The sequence below is a fragment of the Plantactinospora sp. CA-290183 genome (genome assembly GCF_050936375.1).
In the GTDB taxonomy this organism is placed as follows: Bacteria; Actinomycetota; Actinomycetes; order Mycobacteriales; family Micromonosporaceae; genus Plantactinospora.
In genome coordinates this window covers 772,534-792,974 of record NZ_JBNJMX010000001.1, presented here as the reverse complement: position 1 = coordinate 792,974, position 20,441 = coordinate 772,534, and the positions used below count along the sequence as shown (strand labels likewise).

At 71.9% G+C, this 20,441-nt stretch carries 18 protein-coding genes; 7 read left to right on the top strand and 11 right to left on the bottom strand.

Annotated elements, in window-relative coordinates; all coding sequences use genetic code 11:
* Window positions 1-135: 135 nt before the first annotated feature.
* Window positions 136-630, top strand: a complete 495-nt coding sequence (locus ACQEUR_RS03805) for a hypothetical protein (RefSeq protein ID WP_433025196.1) — start codon at window positions 136-138, stop codon at window positions 628-630.
* Between the two features lie 23 nt (window positions 631-653).
* Here the strand turns inward: ACQEUR_RS03805 and purH are convergent, their stop codons facing one another.
* Entirely contained in the window at window positions 654-2,852 is a 2,199-nt protein-coding gene (gene purH, locus ACQEUR_RS03800; protein ID WP_433025193.1) for a bifunctional phosphoribosylaminoimidazolecarboxamide formyltransferase/IMP cyclohydrolase, read from the bottom strand.
* Window positions 2,853-3,079: 227 nt separating this feature from the next.
* Between purH and ACQEUR_RS03795 the strand changes: the two genes are divergently transcribed.
* Together ACQEUR_RS03795 and ACQEUR_RS03790 are read left to right on the top strand one after the other, a co-directional pair.
* Window positions 3,080-3,385: a CD225/dispanin family protein gene (locus ACQEUR_RS03795; RefSeq protein WP_433025190.1), complete on the top strand. Its 306-nt coding sequence runs from the start codon at window positions 3,080-3,082 to the stop codon at window positions 3,383-3,385.
* Between the two features lie 25 nt (window positions 3,386-3,410).
* Entirely contained in the window at window positions 3,411-4,019 is a 609-nt protein-coding gene (locus ACQEUR_RS03790; protein WP_433025187.1) for a DUF4190 domain-containing protein, read from the top strand.
* Between the two features lie 117 nt (window positions 4,020-4,136).
* Here the strand turns inward: ACQEUR_RS03790 and ACQEUR_RS03785 are convergent, their stop codons facing one another.
* From ACQEUR_RS03785 to ACQEUR_RS03770, 4 genes are all read right to left on the bottom strand, one after another.
* Window positions 4,137-5,522 (bottom strand): cell division protein PerM, encoded by a 1,386-nt coding sequence (locus ACQEUR_RS03785; protein ID WP_433025184.1) that lies wholly within the window; start codon window positions 5,520-5,522, stop codon window positions 4,137-4,139.
* Between the two features lie 136 nt (window positions 5,523-5,658).
* A complete protein-coding gene (sucD, locus tag ACQEUR_RS03780) occupies window positions 5,659-6,546 on the bottom strand; it encodes a succinate--CoA ligase subunit alpha (protein WP_433025182.1) in 888 nt (295 codons plus the stop codon).
* Window position 6,547: 1 nt separating this feature from the next.
* On the bottom strand, window positions 6,548-7,726 hold the full coding sequence (sucC, locus tag ACQEUR_RS03775; protein WP_433025179.1) for an ADP-forming succinate--CoA ligase subunit beta: 1,179 nt from the start codon (window positions 7,724-7,726) through the stop codon (window positions 6,548-6,550).
* Window positions 7,727-8,194: 468 nt separating this feature from the next.
* Entirely contained in the window at window positions 8,195-8,599 is a 405-nt protein-coding gene (locus ACQEUR_RS03770) for a cobalamin B12-binding domain-containing protein (RefSeq protein ID WP_433025176.1), read from the bottom strand.
* Between the two features lie 446 nt (window positions 8,600-9,045).
* Between ACQEUR_RS03770 and ACQEUR_RS03765 the strand changes: the two genes are divergently transcribed.
* From ACQEUR_RS03765 to ACQEUR_RS03755, 3 genes are all read left to right on the top strand, one after another.
* Window positions 9,046-9,768, top strand: a complete 723-nt coding sequence (locus tag ACQEUR_RS03765) for a M23 family metallopeptidase (protein ID WP_433025173.1) — start codon at window positions 9,046-9,048, stop codon at window positions 9,766-9,768.
* Between the two features lie 273 nt (window positions 9,769-10,041).
* A complete protein-coding gene (locus tag ACQEUR_RS03760) occupies window positions 10,042-10,956 on the top strand; it encodes a M23 family metallopeptidase (RefSeq protein ID WP_433025170.1) in 915 nt (304 codons plus the stop codon).
* Between the two features lie 72 nt (window positions 10,957-11,028).
* Window positions 11,029-11,208, top strand: a complete 180-nt coding sequence (locus ACQEUR_RS03755) for a hypothetical protein (RefSeq protein WP_433025167.1) — start codon at window positions 11,029-11,031, stop codon at window positions 11,206-11,208.
* A gap of 1 nt (window position 11,209) precedes the next feature.
* On the opposite strand, the gene pcrA is transcribed toward ACQEUR_RS03755, so the two are convergent.
* Entirely contained in the window at window positions 11,210-13,615 is a 2,406-nt protein-coding gene (gene pcrA, locus ACQEUR_RS03750) for a DNA helicase PcrA (protein ID WP_433025164.1), read from the bottom strand.
* 297 nt (window positions 13,616-13,912) lie between these two features.
* Between pcrA and ACQEUR_RS03745 the strand changes: the two genes are divergently transcribed.
* The gene (locus ACQEUR_RS03745) at window positions 13,913-14,230 is read left to right on the top strand and encodes a chorismate mutase (protein WP_433025161.1); all 318 of its coding nucleotides are present in this window, start codon (window positions 13,913-13,915) and stop codon (window positions 14,228-14,230) included.
* 187 nt (window positions 14,231-14,417) lie between these two features.
* Here the strand turns inward: ACQEUR_RS03745 and ACQEUR_RS03740 are convergent, their stop codons facing one another.
* The 5 genes from ACQEUR_RS03740 to ACQEUR_RS03720 form a co-directional block, all read right to left on the bottom strand.
* Window positions 14,418-15,416 carry an ABC transporter ATP-binding protein gene (locus tag ACQEUR_RS03740; protein WP_433025948.1) on the bottom strand — a complete coding sequence of 333 codons (999 nt, stop codon included), beginning with the start codon at window positions 15,414-15,416 and terminating at the stop codon, window positions 14,418-14,420.
* A 76-nt stretch (window positions 15,417-15,492) separates the two neighbouring features.
* Window positions 15,493-16,539, bottom strand: coding sequence for an ABC transporter ATP-binding protein (locus ACQEUR_RS03735; protein WP_433025158.1), 1,047 nt, complete (start codon window positions 16,537-16,539; stop codon window positions 15,493-15,495).
* Window positions 16,540-16,546: 7 nt separating this feature from the next.
* Entirely contained in the window at window positions 16,547-17,476 is a 930-nt protein-coding gene (locus ACQEUR_RS03730) for an ABC transporter permease (protein WP_433025155.1), read from the bottom strand.
* A gap of 172 nt (window positions 17,477-17,648) precedes the next feature.
* Window positions 17,649-18,575 carry an ABC transporter permease gene (locus tag ACQEUR_RS03725; protein ID WP_433025152.1) on the bottom strand — a complete coding sequence of 309 codons (927 nt, stop codon included), beginning with the start codon at window positions 18,573-18,575 and terminating at the stop codon, window positions 17,649-17,651.
* Window positions 18,576-18,757: 182 nt separating this feature from the next.
* On the bottom strand, window positions 18,758-20,392 hold the full coding sequence (locus tag ACQEUR_RS03720) for a peptide ABC transporter substrate-binding protein (protein ID WP_433025149.1): 1,635 nt from the start codon (window positions 20,390-20,392) through the stop codon (window positions 18,758-18,760).
* Between the last annotated feature and the right edge of the window lie 49 nt (window positions 20,393-20,441).

Below are 20,441 nucleotides of genomic sequence, written 5' to 3'. Positions count from 1 at the left end.
CGAGGATCGCGAAGAGTTCGGCTCGCCATCGCCGGCCGGACCCTTCGCGATCACGGCTGATCCTCGGCGGGGTGGCGGGAACCGTGGGGTGGGGGTGGGGCTCTGGATGGTATGCGGCGGTACCGGAAGCTCGTGATGACGCTGGCCCTGTCGACCCTGCTGACCGGGTGCGGCGCGGAACGGCGGGACCCCTCCCCGTCAGCGGCCCCGCCGAGCCCGGACGCGACACCGACCGCCTCGGCCCCGGCGGCCGTACCCGCTGCCGCCACCTGCCCCCCGGCCGGCGCCGACCACCCGGCCGGCGCGGAGCTGCGGGGCGTGACCGACAACCCCCAGGACTCCCTCTGGGCGCTGCTGTTCCTGCGCGGACCGGAGGGGGTCCGGGCGGACACGGAGGTGAAGATCGTCTGGCGGATGACCGGCTCGGGTGACTTCGCCATCGCGGCCACCGGTCCGGGCGGGGCCACCGCCGAGCCGGTCTGGGGCCCGACCGCGCACGGCGGCAGCAACTGGAGCAGACCCGGCGACGAGTGGGGCACCGGCTGGACGTTCCCCGCCCCCGGCTGCTGGACGGTCCGCGCGACCCGCGCCGGCGGAACCGCCGGCACCCTCGCCCTCCGGGTCGGCTGAGCCCGCGCTCCCGATCGGACCGGTCAGTGGAAGAAGTGCCGGGTACCGGTGAGGTACATGGTGATGCCGGCCTCCCGCGCCGCCGCGACGACCTCGTCGTCCCGCACCGACCCGCCGGGCTGCACGACCGCCCGGACCCCGGCGTCGGTCAGCGCCCTGAGCCCGTCCGGGAACGGGAAGAACGCGTCCGAGGCTGCCACCGCCCCGCGCGCCCGGTCGGCTCCGGCCCGGCTCACCGCGAGGTGCGCCGAGTCGACCCGGTTCACCTGGCCCATCCCGACCCCGACGGTCGCACCGTCGGCGGCGAGCAGGATCGCGTTGCTCTTCACCGCCCGGACCGCCCGCCAGGCGAAGGCCAGGTCCCGCAGCACCGCGTCGTCCGCCGGCTCCCCGGTGACCAGCCGCCAGCCGCTCGGGTCGTCGCCCGGCGCGTCGACCCGGTCCGCCATTTGCACCAGTACGCCGCCGCCGACCTGGCGCCACTCGGCCGGCGCCGGCGCCCAGGCGGGCGCGCGGAGCAGCCGGATGTTCTTCTTGCCGCTGAGCACGTCGACCGCACCGGGGGCGTACCCCGGCGCGACGACCACCTCGGTGAAGATCTCCGCCACCTGCTCGGCCAGCTCCACCGAGACCGGACGGTTGACCGCGATCACCCCGCCGAACGCGGAGACCGGGTCGCAGGCGTGCGCCTTGCGGTGCGCCTCGGCCACGTCGGCGCCGATCGCGATGCCACACGGGTTGGCGTGCTTGATGATGGCCACCGCCGGCTGGTCGGCGAAGTCGTTCGCCGCCCGCCAGGCCGCGTCCGCGTCGACGTAGTTGTTGTAGGACATCTCCTTGCCGTGCAGCTGCTCGGCCTGGGCCAGCCCCACCGGTGCCGACGGGTCGGTGTAGAGCGCCGCCTGCTGGTGCGGGTTCTCGCCGTACCGCAGGGTCTGCGCGACGTTCAACGCCAGCCCGGCGAACGTCGGCCACTCCTGGTCCGCCGGGCCGGTCCGAATCGCGAACCAGTTCGCCACGGCCACGTCGTACTCGGCGATGTCGGCGAAGGCGCGCGCGGCGAGCGAGCGCCGCTGGGTGGGGGTGAAGCCGCCGCCGGCCAGGGCCGCCAGCACCGAGGGGTACGCCGACACGGAGGTCACCACCGCGACCGAGGCGTGGTTCTTCGCCGCCGCCCGGACCATCGCCGGCCCGCCGATGTCGATCTGCTCGATGCACTGGTCGTCGTCCGCCCCCGACGCGACGGTCTCGCTGAACGGGTACAGATTGGACACCAGCAGGTCGAACGGGGCGATGCCCAGCTCCCCGAGCTGGGTGACGTGCCGGTCGAGCCGCAGGTCGGCGAGGAGCCCGGCGTGCACCTTCGGGTGCAGCGTCTTGACCCGGCCGTCCAGGGTCTCGGGAAAGCCGGTCAGTGCCTCGACCGGGGTCACCGGCACCCCGGCCGCCTCGATGGTCGCCGCGGTGCTGCCGGTGGAGACGATCTCCACCCCGGCGGCGTGCAGCGCCTCGGCGAGCTCGGGAAGACCCGTCTTGTCGTAGACGCTGACCAGCGCGCGCCGGATCGGCCGCCGGCCCTCCATCGCGGATCCTGACTCGCTCACTCCGACCGTTACCTTCCTTCCGGTGATCGTCCAACCCTCCCGGAGCAGCCGGCCGACGTACGTGACGAGCTGGCGCCGTTCGGCCTCCTTGATCCGCTCGGTGAGGGATTCCTCGTCGTCGTCGTCGAGCACCGGCACCGCGACCTGGGCCACGATCGGCCCGGTGTCCACGCCGGCGTCGACGAAGAACAGGGTGGCTCCGGCGACCCGCACCCCGTAGTCGAGGGCGTCGCGCGGGCCGTGCATGCCCGGGAACGCGGGCAGCAGCGAGTTGTGGGTGTTGACGTACCGGTCGCCGAACGCCGCCAGGAAGTGCGGGCCGACCAGCTTGAGGAAACCGGCCGAGACGACCAGGTCGGGCTGGTGCTCCGCGACGTGCGCGGTCAGCGCCCGGTCCCAGTCCTCCCGGGTCGGGTACGAGCGGACGGCGTCGACGAAGGTCGGCACGCCGGCGGCGACGGCCCGGTCCAGGCCGGCGATGCCGTCGCGGTCGGCGCCGACGGCCACCACCCGGACGCCGTACGCCGGGTCCGCGCACGCGTCGAGAAGCGCCTGCAGGTTGCTCCCCGAGCCGGAGACGAGGACGACGATGCGGGCAGCCGACACGCGCTCAGTCACCACCGCACCCTACCGGGCAGCTCAGGCCCGCTCTGCGGCGGCGGGGCCGACACCGCGCCCGGACACCGGCGGCGGCGGGGCGCGCCGGCATGTCGGGAAGGACGGACCTCGGGGCTGGCGTCGATTCGGTACGCTGCCGGACGCTCGGGCCGTGGATCACCCGGTGGGGATCGACTCCGAGTAATCCCTCATGCGCGATCAGTGCAATATCAAGGAGTCCGACGCACATGCACCCCGGCTACCCCGGCTACGAGCAGCAGCCGCCGCAACAGATCAATAACAACATGACGATGTCCATCGTCGCGATCTTCCTCTTCTGGCCGCTCGCCATCCCGGCCATCATGAACGCCAGCAAGGTCAACCCGCTGCTTCAGCAGGGCGACTACGCTGGAGCCCAGGCCGCGGCCGCCGAGTCCCGGAAGTGGTCCAAGCTGGCCCTGATCATCGGCATCGCCTGGATCGTGCTCTGGACGGTGCTCTGCTGCGTGTTCGCCATCCTCGGCGGAGCCCTCGGCGGCAGCTCGTCCATCTGACCCACTCGCTGGATAGGAGCTTCGCATGCAGCCCGGCCACCCAGGCCAGGACCCGTACGGGCAACAGCCGCCGGATCCGAACGCGCCGCAGGACCCGTACGCCCAGCCGCCCACCTCGGGCCAGCCGGCGTACGGCCAGCCGCAGTACCCGGATCCGTACGGCCAGCCGCCCACCTCGGGTCAACCCGCGTACGGCCAGCCCACCTCGGGCCAGCCCTACGGCCAGCCCACCTCCGGCCAGCCCTACGGCCAGCCCACCTCGGGCCAGCCCGGGTACCCGGACCCGTACGGCCAGCCCCCGTCGGGCCAGCCCTACGGCCCGCCGCCGAGCTTCCCGCCCTCGGGGTACGCCCCGCCCGGCGGGCAGAACAACACCCTCGGCCTGATCGCCATGATCGTCGGCATCATCTCGATCGTGCTCGGGTTGTGCTGCTGGCCGCTCGGCATCCTGACCGGCATCACGGCCGTGGTGCTCGGTGTGATGGGGCGCAACAAGGCCAGCCAGGGAGAGGCCAGCAACGCGGGTCAGGCCCTGGCGGGCCTCATCTGCGGCGCCGTCGGCGCGGTGCTCGGGGTGGCCGTGCTCATCCTGACCGTCGTGTTGCAGGTCGGCAACTTCGGCTACGGGGTCTGACCAGGCGCCGAGATCCGTACAGACGCACTCCTGGCACGCGCGGGGTTCCGGTGAGGACACCCCGCGCGTGCCGCGTTTCCGCTGCCCGGCGGGGCGGCGGGGCGACGGGGCGACGGTTCAGTCGGGGGCCACGGCCCGGGCGGCGGCGGCCCCGACCAGGGTGCCGATCAGCATCACGACGGTGGCGCCCGCCGACACCTGCCAGGCGACCGGCCCGACCTCGGCCAGCCGGCCGTCGCCGAGCGGACCGCCGGACATGAACGCCGCGCCGCCGAGCAGCACCCCGGCGACCGGCCCACCGACCGCGGCGGCGCCGAGCACGGTGGCCCAGCCCGGCGCGGTCCGGTTCCGGACGACGGCGACCCGGGCCATCCGCCGGGCGAGCAGCCATCCGGCGGCCATGCCGGCCAGCAACGGCACGGCGAGCACCGCATCGCCGAACCCGCCGAGCGGGCCGTGCGGCAGCCCCGCCAGCAGCGGTACGGCGGGCAGCGCGCCGACGGAGACCTCGCTGGTCCGCACGATGGTGTCGGTGCCGACCGCGAAGCCCGGACCGAGCAGGTAACTGGCGGCCCAGACCGCGGCGTTCGGCGCGTAGCCGAGGCTGACCAGGGTGATTCCGGCCTGACCGGCCACCCCGGTGCGGTACGCCCCGATCATGTCGCCGGCCTCGCCCCCGCCGGTCGCGACCGCCAGTCCGGCGACACCCGCCCCGGCACCGAGGAGCAGGAAGGCGGCCACCACTCCGGTACGCAGCCCGTCGCGGAACACCGCCGGGGTGTTCCGGGCCAGCGTGCCGAGTGCCCCGGTGGTGCGCAACGCGCCGACCAGTGCGGCCAGCCCGCCGAAGAGGGTCAGCGTGAGCACCGCCCGCAGGGGCGGGGCGGCCGGCCCGCCGCCGACCCGGAGCAGCAGTGCGGCCAGCCCGCCGAGTGCGCCGTACCCGATCCCGACCGCGCCCGCGACGGCGAGCGCCCGGCCCAGGGTCGGATGCTCCCGCGCGCCCACCGCGCGGCTGACGTGCACACCGGCCCGAGCCACCCGCCAGGCGGCGAACATGGCGATGGCCAGGGGCGGCAGGCCCAGCGGACCGGCCTCGGTGCTCAGCGGAACGCCGTGTCCGAGCAGCCATCCGGCCAGCCCGGTGCGGGCCGCCCCGGCGATGGTGCCGGCGTCCTCGGCGAGCTGGGCCGCCCCGAGCACCACGGCGACCGGCAGGTATGACAGCAGCGCCGCCCATCCGGTGGCCACCGCGGCGGCCACGGCGAGCGGCGCACGGCCGCGGCGGGCGGGACCGCCCGGGCGCTGCTCCGGCACCCGCGGGCCGCGTCCGCCGGACCTGTCCGCCGGCCCCGGGGTACGCGACGCCGGCCGGTCCCGCCGCTCCGACTCCGGGCGCTCGGCCCGCTGGTCCGTCCGCCGCGCACCGGGCCCGGTGCGCTGCTCCGGCCCGCTCTCGTCGGCGACCGGACGGCCGGGCTGGTCAGGGGCGGTGGGTGGCATCAGCGCCTACTCTGGCACGGCTGCGGGTCGGCCGGTTCACGACACCACGGTAGGGAGAGGGCCCGCTTTCCGCGACCTCGAAACGAGGGGGCGGGGAGGTCGGCCTCGGCCATCCTCCCCGCCCGCTCCCGGCCGGTCAGTTGCCCGCCATGACCTGTCGCATCAGCCGAGCGGCCTCGCTCGGGGTCTTGCCGACCTTGACGCCGACCGCCTCCAGCGCGGCCTTCTTCGCCTCGGCGGTGCCGGCGGAGCCGGAGATGATGGCTCCGGCGTGGCCCATGGTCTTGCCGGGCGGCGCGGTGAAGCCGGCGATGTAGCCGACCACCGGCTTGGTCACGTTGGCCTTGATGAACTCGGCGGCCCGCTCCTCGGCGTCGCCGCCGATCTCACCGATCATCACGATCGCGTCGGTCTCCGGGTCGGCCTGGAACGCCGCGAGCGCGTCGATGTGGGTGGTGCCGATGATCGGGTCACCGCCGATGCCGACGCAGGTCGAGAAGCCGATGTCCCGCAGCTCGTACATCATCTGGTAGGTCAGCGTGCCGCTCTTGCTGACCAGGCCGATCCGGCCGGCGCCGGTGATGTCGGCCGGGATGATGCCGGCGTTGGAGGCACCCGGCGAGGCGATGCCGGGGCAGTTCGGGCCGACGATCCGGGTCCGCTCGCCGTGCGCCACGTTGTACGCCCAGAAGGCGGCGGTGTCGTGCACCGGCACCCCCTCGGTGATCACCACGGCCAGCGGGATGCCCGCGTCGATCGCCTCGACGACGGCCGCCCGGGTGAACTGCGGCGGTACGAAGATCACCGTCACGTCCGCGCCGGTGGCCGCCATCGCGTCCGCCACGCCGGCGAAGACGGGCAGCTCCGCGCCGTCGAAGTCGACGGTCTGGCCGGCCTTGCGCGGGTTGACCCCGCCGACGACGGTGGTGCCGGCGGCGAGCATCCGCCGGGTGTGCTTCGAACCCTCGGAGCCGGTCATCCCCTGGACGATGACCTTCGAGTCCTTGGTCAACCAGATTGCCATGTCAGACCCCCGCAGCCGCGAGCTCGGCGGCCCGCTCGGCCGCTCCATCCATGGTGTCCACCCGCTCGACGAGCGGGTTGGCGGCGCTGTCGAGAATCGCCCGCCCCGCCTCGGCGTTGTTGCCGTCGAGCCGCACCACCAGGGGCTTGGTGACCTGCTCGCCCCGCTGCTCCAGCAGGGCCAGCGCCTGGACGATGCCGTTGGCGACCTCGTCGCAGGCGGTGATCCCGCCGAAGACGTTGACGAAGACGCTGCGCACCGACGGGTCGGAGAGGACGATCTCCAGCCCGTTCGCCATCACCGCGGCGCTCGCGCCGCCACCGATGTCGAGGAAGTTCGCCGGCTTGACGCCACCGCGCGACTCGCCCGCGTACGCCACCACGTCGAGGGTGGACATGACCAGGCCGGCGCCGTTGCCGATGATGCCGACCTCGCCGTCCAGCTTGACGTAGTTGAGGTCCTTCTCCTTGGCCCGCTGCTCCAGCGGGTCCACCGCCGCCTGGTCGACCAGCGCCTCGTGGTCGGGGTGGCGGAAGCCGGCGTTCTCGTCGAGGGTCACCTTGGCGTCGAGGCAGAGCACGTCGCCGCCGGCCGTCCGGGCCAGCGGGTTCACCTCGACCAGGGTCGCGTCCTCGGCCACGAACGCCTGCCACAGCCGTACCGCGATCGGGACCACCTGGTCGGCCACCTCGGCCGGGAAGCCGGCGCTGGAGACGATCTCCCGTGCCTTGGCCTCGTCGACGCCGACGTTCGCGTCGATCGCCACCTTGGCGACCCGCTCCGGCGTCTCCGCCGCGACCTGCTCGATGTCCATGCCGCCGGCGACGCTGGCGATGCAGAGGAAGGTGCGGTTGGCCCGGTCGAGCAGGTACGAGAAGTAGTACTCCTCGGCGATGTCGGCGGTCACGGTCAGCATGACCCGGTTGACCGTGTGGCCCTTGATGTCCATGCCGAGGATGTCGGTGGACCGGGCCACCGCCTCGTCGGCACCCTCGGCGAGCTTGACGCCGCCGGCCTTGCCCCGGCCGCCGACCTTCACCTGAGCCTTGACGACCACCCGGCCGCCGAGGCGCTCGGCGATCGCGCGGGCCTCCTCAGGGGTCGTCGCGACACCGCCGGCGAGCACGGGCAGTCCGTGCCGCTCGAACAGCTCACGCCCCTGGTATTCGTACAGGTCCACGATTGCGCGTCCCGTCCCGTCTCCGCGGCGCACCGTCGCACCGCCGCCAGCGTGCTGATGAGTTGACGCCCGTCGTGGAAAGAAACAGGCCGTCGGCCGCAGCCTAGCGAGGTGACCACGGGCGGCATCCACGTGGGTGCTCGGTGTGCGGTAAGGCACAGGAATGCTGACCGGCGCCGACCCGCCGCACCGGGCGGGAACGGGTCGCGGCACGGTGGCGACCGCCCGGGACGGCCGGGCGGTGCGGCCGGAAAAGTTTCCCGCCGCCGGCGTAACCCCCGGTAGAGGCCGTCGTTGAGTCTGATGTCGGAGCGCTGGAAAGCGCGGCGACGGAACGGCCGATGCCCTGTCGGTCGAGGGGTGGCGGCGGGGCATCGCGCATAGAGGGGCCGGACGTGTGAGGGGTGCGTCCGGCCCCTCCCCCTTTTCCGGATTCCCTCTCCCGGTCCCGGGACCGCCCTCCTCGGCTCAGCCGACCGGCTGGCCCACGTTGTCCCGGACCCAGTCGACGATCGACCGGGTGGTGGCCCCCGGGGTGAAGATCTTGGCCACGCCCAGCCGTTCCAGCTCGGGGAGATCCGCGTCGGGGATGATGCCGCCGCCGAAGACGACCAGATCCTCGGCGCCCCGCTCGGTGAGCAGTTCGATGACCCGCCGGAAGAGCGTCATGTGCGCGCCGGAGAGCACCGACAGGCCGATGGCGTCCGCGTCCTCCTGGATCGCGGTCTCGACGATCTGCTCGGGCGTCTGGTGCAGCCCGGTGTAGATGACCTCCATGCCGGCGTCCCGCAGGGCCCGCGCGACCACCTTCGCACCGCGATCGTGCCCGTCCAGACCGGGCTTGGCGACGACGACCCGGATTCGAGAACTCATCAGCGCAACACCTTTCCGGGACTTCGCCCGATCACCTTAACGAACGGTAACCCGCCGGCCGCCGCGCCGGAACTCCCGGTACGCCGGGGGCGGGGGTCCGGACGGCGGGTCCTAGGGAAACGCCGCTCCGATCCCCCTAGGGAGGTACCCCGGAGAGGGGTTCGGCATCGCCCGCGAAGATAACAAGCTGTCGCAGAGAGGGTGACGGAGCGCAATTAACGAGCCTGCCCGCAAAAGGTAACGAGATATGGCATTCCCCAACGGACAGGCGCACACCGACACATCAATATGGCGCTGCGACTTGTGACAGGCCTAGGGGTTGGTTACCGTGGCCCACGGTTGTCATCAGGTCCACGACCGGGTGGCGACGCGGTCAGCCGGCGTTCATTCTGAGTTTCAGAGCGCCGGTCACGGTCGCAACACTGACCCGACAACGGAGGGTGTGCGTGCGCCAGCGCCTGTCGTCTGAGCCAGATCGCTATCGAGGGCGACGCCGAGTCCCCACACCCCCGCGCAGCCGTTACGCCGCAGTCGTCACCACCGCCTTCGTCGGAGCCGGCGTCGTCGCGCTCGGCGCCGGCGGCATGCCGGACGCCAAGGCGGTCAGCCCCTCCGCCCTGGCGGACCTGGAAAAGGCCGCCGCGACCAGCAGCGACGTCCGGGACCGGGCCGCCGACGCCGATCGGGCCTCCCGGGCCGAGGACCGCGGCAGCCTGGAATCGACCCTGGCGGACGCCCCCGACGTCTGGCTGCTGCCGCTGGAGGACTACGACTTCACCGCGCCGTACGGGATGCGGTGGAACGAGTTGCACGCCGGCGTCGACCTGGCCGCCCCCGAGGGCGCTCCCTACGTGGCGGTCCACTCCGGCACGGTCACCAAGGCGGGCTGGTTCGGCGGCTACGGATACTGCGTCATCGTCACGCACGCCGACGGCACCGAGTCGGTCTACGGGCACTCCTCGAAGCTGCTGGTCACCGAGGGCCAGGAGGTCAAGGCCGGCGACCAGCTCGGGCTGGTGGGCATGACCGGCTACTCCTACGGCACGCACCTGCACCTGGAGCTGCACGTGGACGGCAAGCCGATCGACCCGATCCCCTACCTCCAGGAGCGGGGCGTCGACCTCAAGCTGCAGCTCGAGGACCTGGTCGGAGACGTCGCCACCTCCTGACACACCGTGATGCCCGCTCACCGCCCGGCCCTGAGGGTCTGGGCGGTTTTCTTTTGGCCCGGTCCGCCGCAAGTTCCGTGCGCCACAGCGGCGGATGTGAGCGACGCCATACCAGGCTGCGCCGAACCTATCGGGTAAATCCCTGGAATTCGGATGAATCCTCCGAGGACCCGGTACCGCTTCCGGCTCCGCCGGCGACCCGGCGGACCGGTGTATCAGCGCGCCGACCAGGATTTTCCGGGTCCACGCCCCCCATCCACGGAGGACCAGCCCGTGCCGGCGAACGACCCGACCGAGCCCGACCTCGCACCGCCGAACCCCGACGCACAACCGGGTGCCGGCGCGCACCACGCCCGCCCGGCCGACCCCGCACAGCCCGGCGACCCCGCCGACCCCGGTCCGCCGGACCCGGCCCGGTCCGGCCCGGCCGAGCCCGCGCCGCCGGCCCGACACCGGCTCCGGGGCAGCGTCACCGGCCGCCGCGTCCCGTACCTGGTCGCCGCAGTGGTCGCCGCGCTCGGCCTGGCGGTGACCGGGGTGGCACTGGGCACCGCGGGCGGTGACGGCGCCGACCCGGTCACCGTCGCCGCCGACCGGGCGGAGCGGGCGGCCGCCGCCCAGCGCGCGGACCGCTCCGCCCGGGAGGCCGCCCCCACCGCGTCGCCGACCGCCACCCCAACGCCGACCAGCGCCTCGCCCTCGGCGTCCACCTCCGCCCCGGCCAAACGCTCCGCCACCGCCAAGCGCTCCGCCACCACCAGGTCGACGTCGAGCGCGGCCAAGCGGGCCGCCGGCTGGGTGAACCCGATGCCGGGCGCCCCCGTCACCTCCTGCTTCGGCCCGCGCTGGGGCACGATGCACGCGGGCATCGACCTCGCCATGCCGGAGAACACCCCGATCCACGCCGCCGCCGCCGGCACCGTCGTCGAGGCCGGCTGGGCCTACACCGGGTATGGCATCTCGGTCGTCGTCGACCACGGCAACGGCTACCTGACCCACTACGCGCACCAGAGCCGCACCGCGGTCTCCGTCGGCCAGCGGGTCGCCGCCGGCGAGGTGATCGGGTACGAGGGTGCCACCGGTGACGCCACCGGGCCCCACCTGCACTTCGAGGTGCACAACGGGCTCTGGAACCAGATCGACCCGGCACCCTGGATGCGGGCCCGCGGCGTGGACCTCGGCTGCTGAGCACCGCACCGCCGGCCACCGGTCGGTGATCCGCGCCCGCCGGTGTCCGGCGCGGGTCACCGGTCGAGGGAGATGGCGTCCTTGGCCCGCGCCATCGACTCCTCCGACGCGGGCCCGCCGACCGGCTACGACCTCGACCTGGACCGGCTCTTCGAGACCGGGCTACGGGCCCTGCTCGACGGTTTCGCCGCGCTCGTCGCGCGCGGCGGCGGGCCGGAGCCGGCCGGCGGGACCGGCCCCGCCGCCGGCTGACTCAGAGCTTGTCGATCGGCGCGTGCCGCAGCACCAGCCACAGCGTCTGGTCGCCGAAGTCGATCTGCGCGCGGGCGCCCGGGCCGTGCCCCTCGACGGCCAGCACCCGGCCGAGGCCGTACCGCTGGTGGTTGACCCGGTCCCCGACCGCGACCTTGGGTGTCTGTGGCAGCTCGCTCGCGGTGGCGAGCCGGCTCGGGTCCACACCCAGCCGCTGGGCGAGCTGCGCGGCCTTCGGGGTCCCCCCGGTGAAGCCCCCGTTGCGGTAGCCGCCGGAGCGGTCCCCGGCGCCGGACCGGCCGCCCACCCCGCCGCCGCTGCCCGACCACGACGTGTACGCCGCGTCGGTGCGCTCCCAGCGCACCAGGTCGCCGGGGAGCTCGTCCACGAACCGGGACGGCGGGTTGTAGGACGGCTGACCCCAGGCCGACCGGGTGACCGCGCGGGACAGGTAGAGCCGCTGGCGGGCCCGGGTGATCCCCACGTACGCCAGCCGGCGCTCCTCCTCCAGTTCGCGGTTGTCGCCGAGCGCGCGCAGGTGCGGGAAGACGCCGTCCTCCAGCCCGGTCAGGAAGACCACCGGGAACTCCAGGCCCTTGGCGGTGTGCAGGGTCATCAGGGTGACCACGCCCTGGTGGTCGGGATCGTCGGAGGGCAGCTGGTCGGCGTCGGCGACCAGCGCGACCTGCTCCAGGAAGCCGGCCAGGGTGGCACCGCCGTCCCCCTCGGCGGCCTGCGCCTCCACCCGCTCGGTGTATTCGCGGGCGACGCTCACCAGCTCCTGGAGGTTCTCCACCCGGCCGGCGTCCTGCGGGTCGAGGCTCTCCTCCAGCTCGCTCAGATAGCCGGAGCGGGTCAGCGCCGCCTCCAGCACCTCCTCCGGCAGCCCGGTCGCGGCCAGCTCACGGAGCTCGTCGAGCAGGCCGACGAACTCGGCGATGGCGTTGGCCGCCCGGGTGGAGATGCCCGGCGCGTCCGAGGCCCGGCGCAGCGCCGCCCCGAAGGAGACCCGGTCGCGGGTGGCGAGCGCCTCCACGCACGCCTCGGCGCGGTCGCCGATGCCCCGGCGCGGGGTGTTCAGCACGCGCCGGATGCTCACCGTGTCGTCGTCGTTGACCACGGCGCGCAGGTAGGCCAGGGCGTCCCGGACCTCCTTGCGCTCGTAGAAGCGGACCCCGCCGACCACCTTGTAGGGCAGTCCCACCCGGATGAAGACCTCTTCGAAGACCCGGGACTGGGCGTTGGTGCGGTAGAAGACGGCGACGTCACCGGGGCGGGTGGCACCGGCGTCGCAGAGCCGGTCGATCTCCCGGCCCACCCAGTCCGCCTCGGCGTGCTCCGTGTCGGCCACGTAGCCGACGATCTGCTCGCCCGCGCCCTCCTCGCTCCAGAGCCGCTTCGGCTTGCGCGAGGTGTTGTGGTCGATGACCGCGTTGGCCGCGTTGAGGATGGTCTGGGTCGAGCGGTAGTTCTGCTCCAGCAGGATGGTGCGGGCGTCGGTGAAGTCCCGTTCGAACTCCAGGATGTTGCGGATCGTGGCGCCCCGGAACGCGTAGATCGACTGGTCGGCGTCACCGACCACGCAGAGCTCGGCCGGCTCGATGCCGGGGGTGCCGCCGACCAGCTCCTTCACCAGGGTGTACTGCGCGTGGTTGGTGTCCTGGTACTCGTCGACCAGCACGTGCCGGAACCGGCGGCGGTAGCTCTCCGCGACGTGCGGGTGCGACTGGAGCAGGTGCACCGTCGCCATGATCAGGTCGTCGAAGTCGAGCGCGTGCGCCTCGACGAGCCGCTGCTGGTAGCGGGTGTACGCCTCGGCGAGCGCGCGCTCGTTGGGCCCCTTCGCCCGGCCGGCGAACTCCTCCGGGTCGATCAGCTCGTTCTTCAGGTTGGAGACCTGGGCCGCCAACCCCCGGGCCGGGTAGCGCTTCGGGTCGAGGTCCAGCTCCCGGGTGACCATTTGCATCAGCCGCCGCGAGTCGTCGGCGTCGTAGATCGAGAACGTCGACTTCAGGCCGGCGTGCTCGTGCTCGGCCCGCAGGATGCGTACGCACGCGGAGTGGAACGTCGAGACCCACATCAGCCGGGCCCGGGGCCCGACCAGGGCGGCGACCCGCTCCTTCATCTCCCCGGCGGCCTTGTTGGTGAAGGTGATCGCGATGATCTCGCCCGGATGCACGTCGCGGGCGGCGAGCAGATAGGCGATCCGGTGGGTGAGCACCCGGGTCTTGCCCGAGCCGGCACCGGCGACGATGAGCAGCGGGGAGCCGGTGTGGGTGACCGCGTCCCGCTGGGGCCCGTTGAGCCCCGCCAGCAGGGCCTGCGGATCGAGCCCGGACGGACGGCGGTGCGGGGCGGCCGGGGTCGGCTGGGCGTGTGGCGGCGGGGGTTCGAAGAGAGCATGCATCGCTCCGCGAGTCTATGCCGCCGGTGGGACAACCCCGGATCCGCTCCGCCGGCGACAGTCCGACCGGCGGCCGGATTGTCGCCGGGGATCGCCGAGATGCTTGCCAGACCTCTGCCGGATGGGCATACTCAAGCCGTGATCTACCAGGCGCATCTCTACTTTTACTACGGCTCCGGGAGTCCGGCTGCCGTGGGTCGCGCCTGATCAATGACCTACGAAAAGCCCCGGGCTCCTGGAGCCCGGGGCTTTTCGCGTCGGGATCCGGACACCGGGGACAGAACTTCCAAGGAGGACCCGATGGACACCGAGGTAGCGGAACAGCCCGCCGAGCCGACCAGCGACGGCCCCGACACCGGCACCACGGCGCCGGACGCGGCCCAGCACATCCTCGGGCTCAGGGAACGGATCGACCAGATCGACCGGGAGCTGATCGCGCTCTGGCAGGAGCGGGCGGCCCTCTCCCAGCAGGTCGGCCGGACCCGGCTCGCGTCCGGCGGCACCCGGCTGGTGCTGTCCCGGGAACGCGAGATCCTCGACCGGTTCCGCGAGGCGCTGGGCGCCGACGGCACCCAGGTCGCGCTCCTGCTGCTGCGGGCCGGCCGCGGCCCGCTCTGAGCCGGCGCGGGCCGGGCCGGAACGCGCTCGGGCGGCCGCGGCTTGCTCCGAGCCGACGCGGACCGGGCCGGAACGCGCCCGGGACGCCGACCGCATGGATGGCGGTCAGCGCCCCGGGCAATGAGGAGGCGTTCTACTTCCACCGGTGGTCGAGCCGGGTCAGGCCCGCCACCGGCGCCTGAGGGTCCTACTCGACCGCGTGTACCACGTTCCGCTCCTCCGCGAAGTGGCACGCGCTCGGGTGCCGGGAGTGCTCCCGTTCGACGAGCGCCGGCACCTCCTCGGCGCAGATGTCCTGCGCCTTCCAGCAGCGGGTGCGGAACCGGCACCCCGACGGCGGGTTCGCCGGCGACGGCACGTCGCCCTCCAGGACGATCTGGTCCCGCTGCCCGCGCAGCGTCGGGTCCGGCACCGGCACCGCCGAGAGCAGCGCCTGGGTGTACGGGTGCGTCGGCCCCTCGTAGATCTCGTCCTCGACGGCGATCTCCACGACCTTGCCGAGGTACATCACCGCGACCCGGTCGGCGATGTGCCGCACCACCGACAGGTCGTGCGCGATGAAGATGTACGACAGCCCCATCTCGTCCTGCAGGCGTTCGAGCAGGTTGATCACCTGGGCCTGGATCGACACGTCCAGCGCCGACACCGGCTCGTCACAGACGATGATCTCCGGTTGCAACGCCAGCGCCCGGGCGATGCCGATCCGCTGCCGCTGCCCGCCCGAGAACTGGTGCGGATAGCGGTTGATGTGCTCCGGGTTCAACCCGACCAGGTCCAGCAGCTCCCGGACCTTGGTCTTCCGGTCACCCCGGGGGGCCACCTCCGGGTGGATCTCGTACGGCTCGCCGATGATGTCGCCCACGGTCATCCGGGGGTTCAGCGAGGTGTACGGGTCCTGCAACACCATCTGGATGTTGCGCCGGGCACGCCGCATCTCCGCGCCCCGGAGCCGGGTCATGTCCTGCCCGCGCACCATGATCGAGCCGCTGGTCGGCTTCTCCAACCCGACCAGCAGCTTGGCCAGGGTCGACTTGCCACAGCCGGACTCGCCGACCACGCCGAGGGTCTCCCCCCGGCGCAGCTCCAGGTCGATGCCGTCCACGGCGCGTACGGCGCCGACCTTCCTCTGCAGCACGATGCCCCGGGTGATCGGGAAGTGCTTGACCAGCTCCCGGGTCTCCAGCACCACCTCGCCGGAGGGCCGCTGCGCCCCGTCGCCCGCCGGCTTCCGTCCGATCTCGCCCACCGGCTGGCTCGGGATCTCACCTGACGGCTGGCTCATCGCCCACCACCTCCGTCCAGAAATGGCACCGCGCGGTCCGGTCCGGCGCCACGTCGTACTGCGGTGGCGGTGGGTCGGCCCGGCAGACGTCGCGGGCGTACGCGCAGCGCGGGTTGAACGGGCAGCCGGCCGGAATCCGGGTCAGGTTGGGCGGCAGACCCTTGATCACTTTGAGCTGCTGGCCCTTCATGTCCAGCCGTGGAATCGACTCCAGCAGAGCCTTCGTGTACGGGTGCGCCGGCCGGGCGTAGATGTCGAGGACGGGTGCCTCCTCGACCACCTTGCCGGCGTACATCACCGAGATCCGGTCCGCGACGTCCGCCACCACCCCCATGTCGTGGGTGATGAGGATCAGACCCATGTTCCGTTCCTGCTTCAGTTCGGCGAGGAGGTTCATGATCTGCGCCTGCACCGTCACGTCGAGCGCCGTGGTCGGCTCGTCGGCGATCAGCACCTTCGGGTCCAGGGCGAGCGCCATGGCGATCATGACCCGCTGCCGCATGCCGCCGGAGAACTGGTGCGGATAGTCGTTGATCCGCTGGCGGGCGGCCGGGATGTTGACCAGGTCGAGCAGTTCGATCGACCGCTTCCGGGCCTCCTGCCGGGACATCCCGCGATGCACCCGGAACAGCTCACCGAGCTGGAACCCGACCGAGAAGACCGGGTTGAGCGCGGAGAGCGCGTCCTGGAAGATCATCGCGATGTGGTTGGCCCGGACCCGGCGCCGCTGCTCCTCGCGGAGCTTGAGCAGGTCGACCCCGCGGTAGCGGACCGCGCCCCCGGTGACGTACCCGGGCGGCGTGTCCAGGATGCCCATGATGGCCTGGGCGGTGACGGACTTGCCGGAGCCGGACTCCCCGAGCACGGCGAGCGTCTCGCCCGGTTCGAGGTAGAGGTTCGCCCCGTTGATCGCCTTCGCCACGCCGGCCTGGGTGCGGAACTCCACGTGCAGGTCCTCGACGTCCAGCAACCGCGCGTGGGGGTCCAACCCGGGTAGGACGTCGACTTCTGCCTTGATATCGGTCATGTGCAGCTCACCGCAGCCTCGGGTCGAAGGCGTCGCGGATCGCGTCGCCGAGCATGATGAACGCCAGCACGGTCGCCGCGAGGAACAGCGACGGCCAGACCAGCGGGCGGGCGGTCTCCCGCACGAACGGTGCGGCCTCGGAGATGGCGATACCCCAGGAGATCGCGTCGCCCTTGAGGCCGACGCCGAGGAACGTCAGGGTCGCCTCGGTCGAGATGTTGATCCCCAGCAGGATGGTCAGCACCACCACGAACGGCGCGGCGGCGTTGGGCAGGATGTGCCGGAGCATCAGCCGGCCGGGACCGGCCCCCAGCATCCGGGCCGCCGCCACGTAGTCCTGGCTCTTGGCCGAAATGACCGAGGAGCGCATGATCCGGGCTCCGGTGGTCCAGGTGAGGACGCCGAGGGTGAAGATCACCGCGTAGAAGCCCGAGTCCTGCGGGTCGGAGGAGAGCCGCCGGGCCAGCACGATCGCGCCGAGCAGGGTCGGGATGCCCAGCACGATGTCGATGCCGCGGGCCAGCAGGGTGTCGACCCAGCCACCGAAGTAGCCGGCCGACATCCCCACGACCAGCCCGATCACGCCGGCGATCAGGGTGGCGAAGAGCCCGATCAGGACCGAGTTGCGGGCCCCGTAGATCGTCCGCGCGTAGACGTCGCAGCCCTGGAAGTCGTACCCGAAGATGGCGCTGCCGCTCGGCCCCGCGTGCTGCCGGGCCAGCGAGCACGCCTGCGGATCGGACGAGGTGAAGAGGCCGGGGAAGGCCGCTATGGCGACGATCAGGACCACCAGCAGGCTGGCCGCCCAGAAGATCCAGTTGTGCCGCAGGTCCTCCCAGGCGTCCCCGGCCAGACTCCGCGGCTTCTCCGGCCCGGCCTCGGGCACCCCGCCGCCGCTCGGGATCTCGGCCTGGGTGACAGATTCGACGTTGGTCATCGGACGCCTCGCTTACTCATACCGCCACCTGGCTGCGCTCGGCGCGGCCATGAGGCACGTAGACGCCGAGCCGGATGATGCGCTCGCTTCGCTCACTCACCGCGCCACCTCGCTGCGCTCGGCGCCGCCATGAGGCACATGGACGCCGAGCCGGATGATGCGCCCGCTTCGCTCACTCATAGCGAATCCTCGGGTCGAGAACCGCGTACAGCAGATCGACCACCAGGTTGACCACCAGGAAGACGATCACCAGGATGGTGACGAAGCCGACCACCCGCGGGCCGTCCTCCGTCCGGATCCCCTGGGACAGGTTGAATCCGACGCCGGGAATGTTGAACACCTGCTCGGTCACGATCGCCCCGGCCATCAGGTTGCCCAGGTCGACGCCGATCAGCGTCACCACGGGGATCAGCGAGTTGCGCAGCACGTGCACGCCGATCACCCGCCGGGTGGTCAGGCCCTTGGCCCGGGCGGTACGGACGTAGTCCGAGCGCAGGTTCTCCGCGACGGAGGCCCGGGTCACCCGGATCTGGGTGGCGATCACCAGACAGGCCAGCACCACCGCCGGGAGCAGGAGGTGGTACAGCCCGGGATCCGCTCCGGACGTCGCGGGCAGCCACTGGAGCTGCACCCCGAAGATGAGCTGCGCCAGCGGTGCCAGCACGACGATCGGCAGGGAGAGCAGGATCAGGGTGATGACCAGCGTCGTGGTGTCGAACGGGCCACCCCGGCGGATGCCGGAGACGATGCCCGCGGTGATCGCGATGACCGCCGAGATGATGACGGCGAGGACGGCGAGCCGGATCGTCACCGGCCAGGCGTCCGCCATCATGTCGGAGATCTTCCGGTTGGTCAGCGAGGTGCCGAAGTCACCGGTGAGCAGCCCGCGCATGTAGTGCCCGTATTGGGCGATGAACGGTTCGTCCAGGTGATACCTTTCGGTCAGTACCTGGCGCACGTTCTCGGGGAGTGGCCGCTCGCCGGCCAAGGCCTGGAGCGGGTCCTGCTGGTTGGCGAAGACGAGCGCGTACATGAAGAAGGTGGCCCCGAAAAACGTCAGGACGCCTTGCAGGACGCGCCGCACGAAGTAGCGGAACATATGTCAAGTCCTCTGCGAGACGAGCGTCGGGTGACTGCGGGGGTGGGCAGCGGACCGTGCGGGGCACGGTGGCGACCGCGGCCCCACCGGACGCGGTCGGCCGGTGAGGCTTCGTACGGACGGTCCGGTTCCACCCAGGCTGGCCGGGTGGAACCGGACCGTCCGACGTTGGAGCAGTCAGGTCAGCTCGCAGACTCGATCTTCAGGATGTCGACCTTCTGGAACTTGTCGACCTCGACGTTCTTGACCCGCTCCGAGTGGCCGAAGACGTTCTGGCCGAGCCGCAGCGGAATCACCGGCATGTCGCGGGCCAGGATGTCCTCGGCCTGCTGCCAGATCTTGATCGCCTCTTCCGGCGTCTTGGCGGCGGAACCCTGCTTCACCAGGGCGTCGAACTCGGCGTTGCTGTAGCCGTAGTAGTTCGACGAACCGCCGGTCCCGTACAGCGGGCCGAGGTAGTTCTCCATCAGCGGGTAGTCCATGATCCAGCCGAGCCGGATCAGGCCGACCGGCTGCTTCGACTCGACCTTGGTCAGCAGGTCGGCGAACTTCGGCTCGCCGACGCCGACGCAGTCCACGCCCAGGTTGGTCTTGAGCTGGTTGCAGGTCGCGTCGACCCACGCCTTGTGCCCACCGTCGGCGTTGTACGTCAGCTTGATCTGCTTCGGGCCGCCCGCGGCGTCGTAGGCCGCCTTGGCCTTGGCCGGGTCGTAGGTGCAGGCCTCACCGCAGCTGTTCTCGCGGTAGCCGGCCACAGCCGGGGAGACGAAGGACGTCGCCGGCGTCTGCGAGCCCCGGAAGATGTTGTCGGTGATCTCCTGGCGGTTGATCGCCATGGAGATCGCCTTGCGCACCTCGACCTTGCCGAACTCCGGCTGGAAGGTCGGGAACCCGACGAACTGGAAGACGGAGTTCGGGCTGGTCTTGAACCGGTCGCCCAGGTCGCCCGGCGCGGTGGCCAGGTTCTCGATCGGAATCTGGGTGACCACGTCCAGGGCGCCACCGACCAGGTCGGCGTACTGGGCCGTCTGCTCCTGGTAGATCTTGTAGTTGATCCCGCCGACCTTCGGCTTCTCACCCGGGAAGGCGTCGTAACGCTCGACCTCGATCTTCGCGTCGTGCTGCCAGGTGCCCTTCATCTTGAAGGGGCCGTTGCCGATCGGGGCCTGCTCGTAGCTCTCCTTGAGCACACCCTCGGACTGCCAGGCGGCCGGGGGCAGCGGCAGGAAGACGTTGTAGCCCATGACCGAGCGCCAGCCGGAGAACGCCTCGCTGAGGGTCACCGTGAAGGTCAGATCGTCGACCTTCTTGAGGCCGGTCATCGTCTTGGCCTTCGGCTCAGGGGCCTTCTGCGGCCCCTCCTCGCCGTCCGGGTCCTCGGCCTGGAGGTCCTTGTAACCCTCGATGCGCTCGAAGAAGTAGGCGCCACCGTTGCCGTTCGGGCCGTACGCGCCGTGGTTCCAGGCGTTGATGTAGCTGTCCGAGGTCACCTTCTCGCCGTTGTGGAAGGTGTAGCCGTCCTTCAGCTTGATCGTCCAGACCTTGTTGTCCGGCGACTCGATCGATTCGGCCGCCACCAGGACCGGGTTGTTCTCGGCGTCGAAGTCCACGAGCGGGCTGAAGAGGGCGGAGAGCACCTCGTTGCCGTTGGACTCGGTGGTGTTGGCGGGGATCAGGTGCTGGGGCTCGGCGATGCCGATCGAGATCACTGCGTTCTCGGCGCCCGACTCGTCGTCGCCGCCGCTACCGCAGCCTGCCACCAACAACATTATGGCGGTCGCGCCGACCGCCATCTTTAACGGGAATTGCCCGCGCATGAGTAGAGCCTCCTCAGGGCGCTCACGAGGGACTGTGAGGTGACTGACA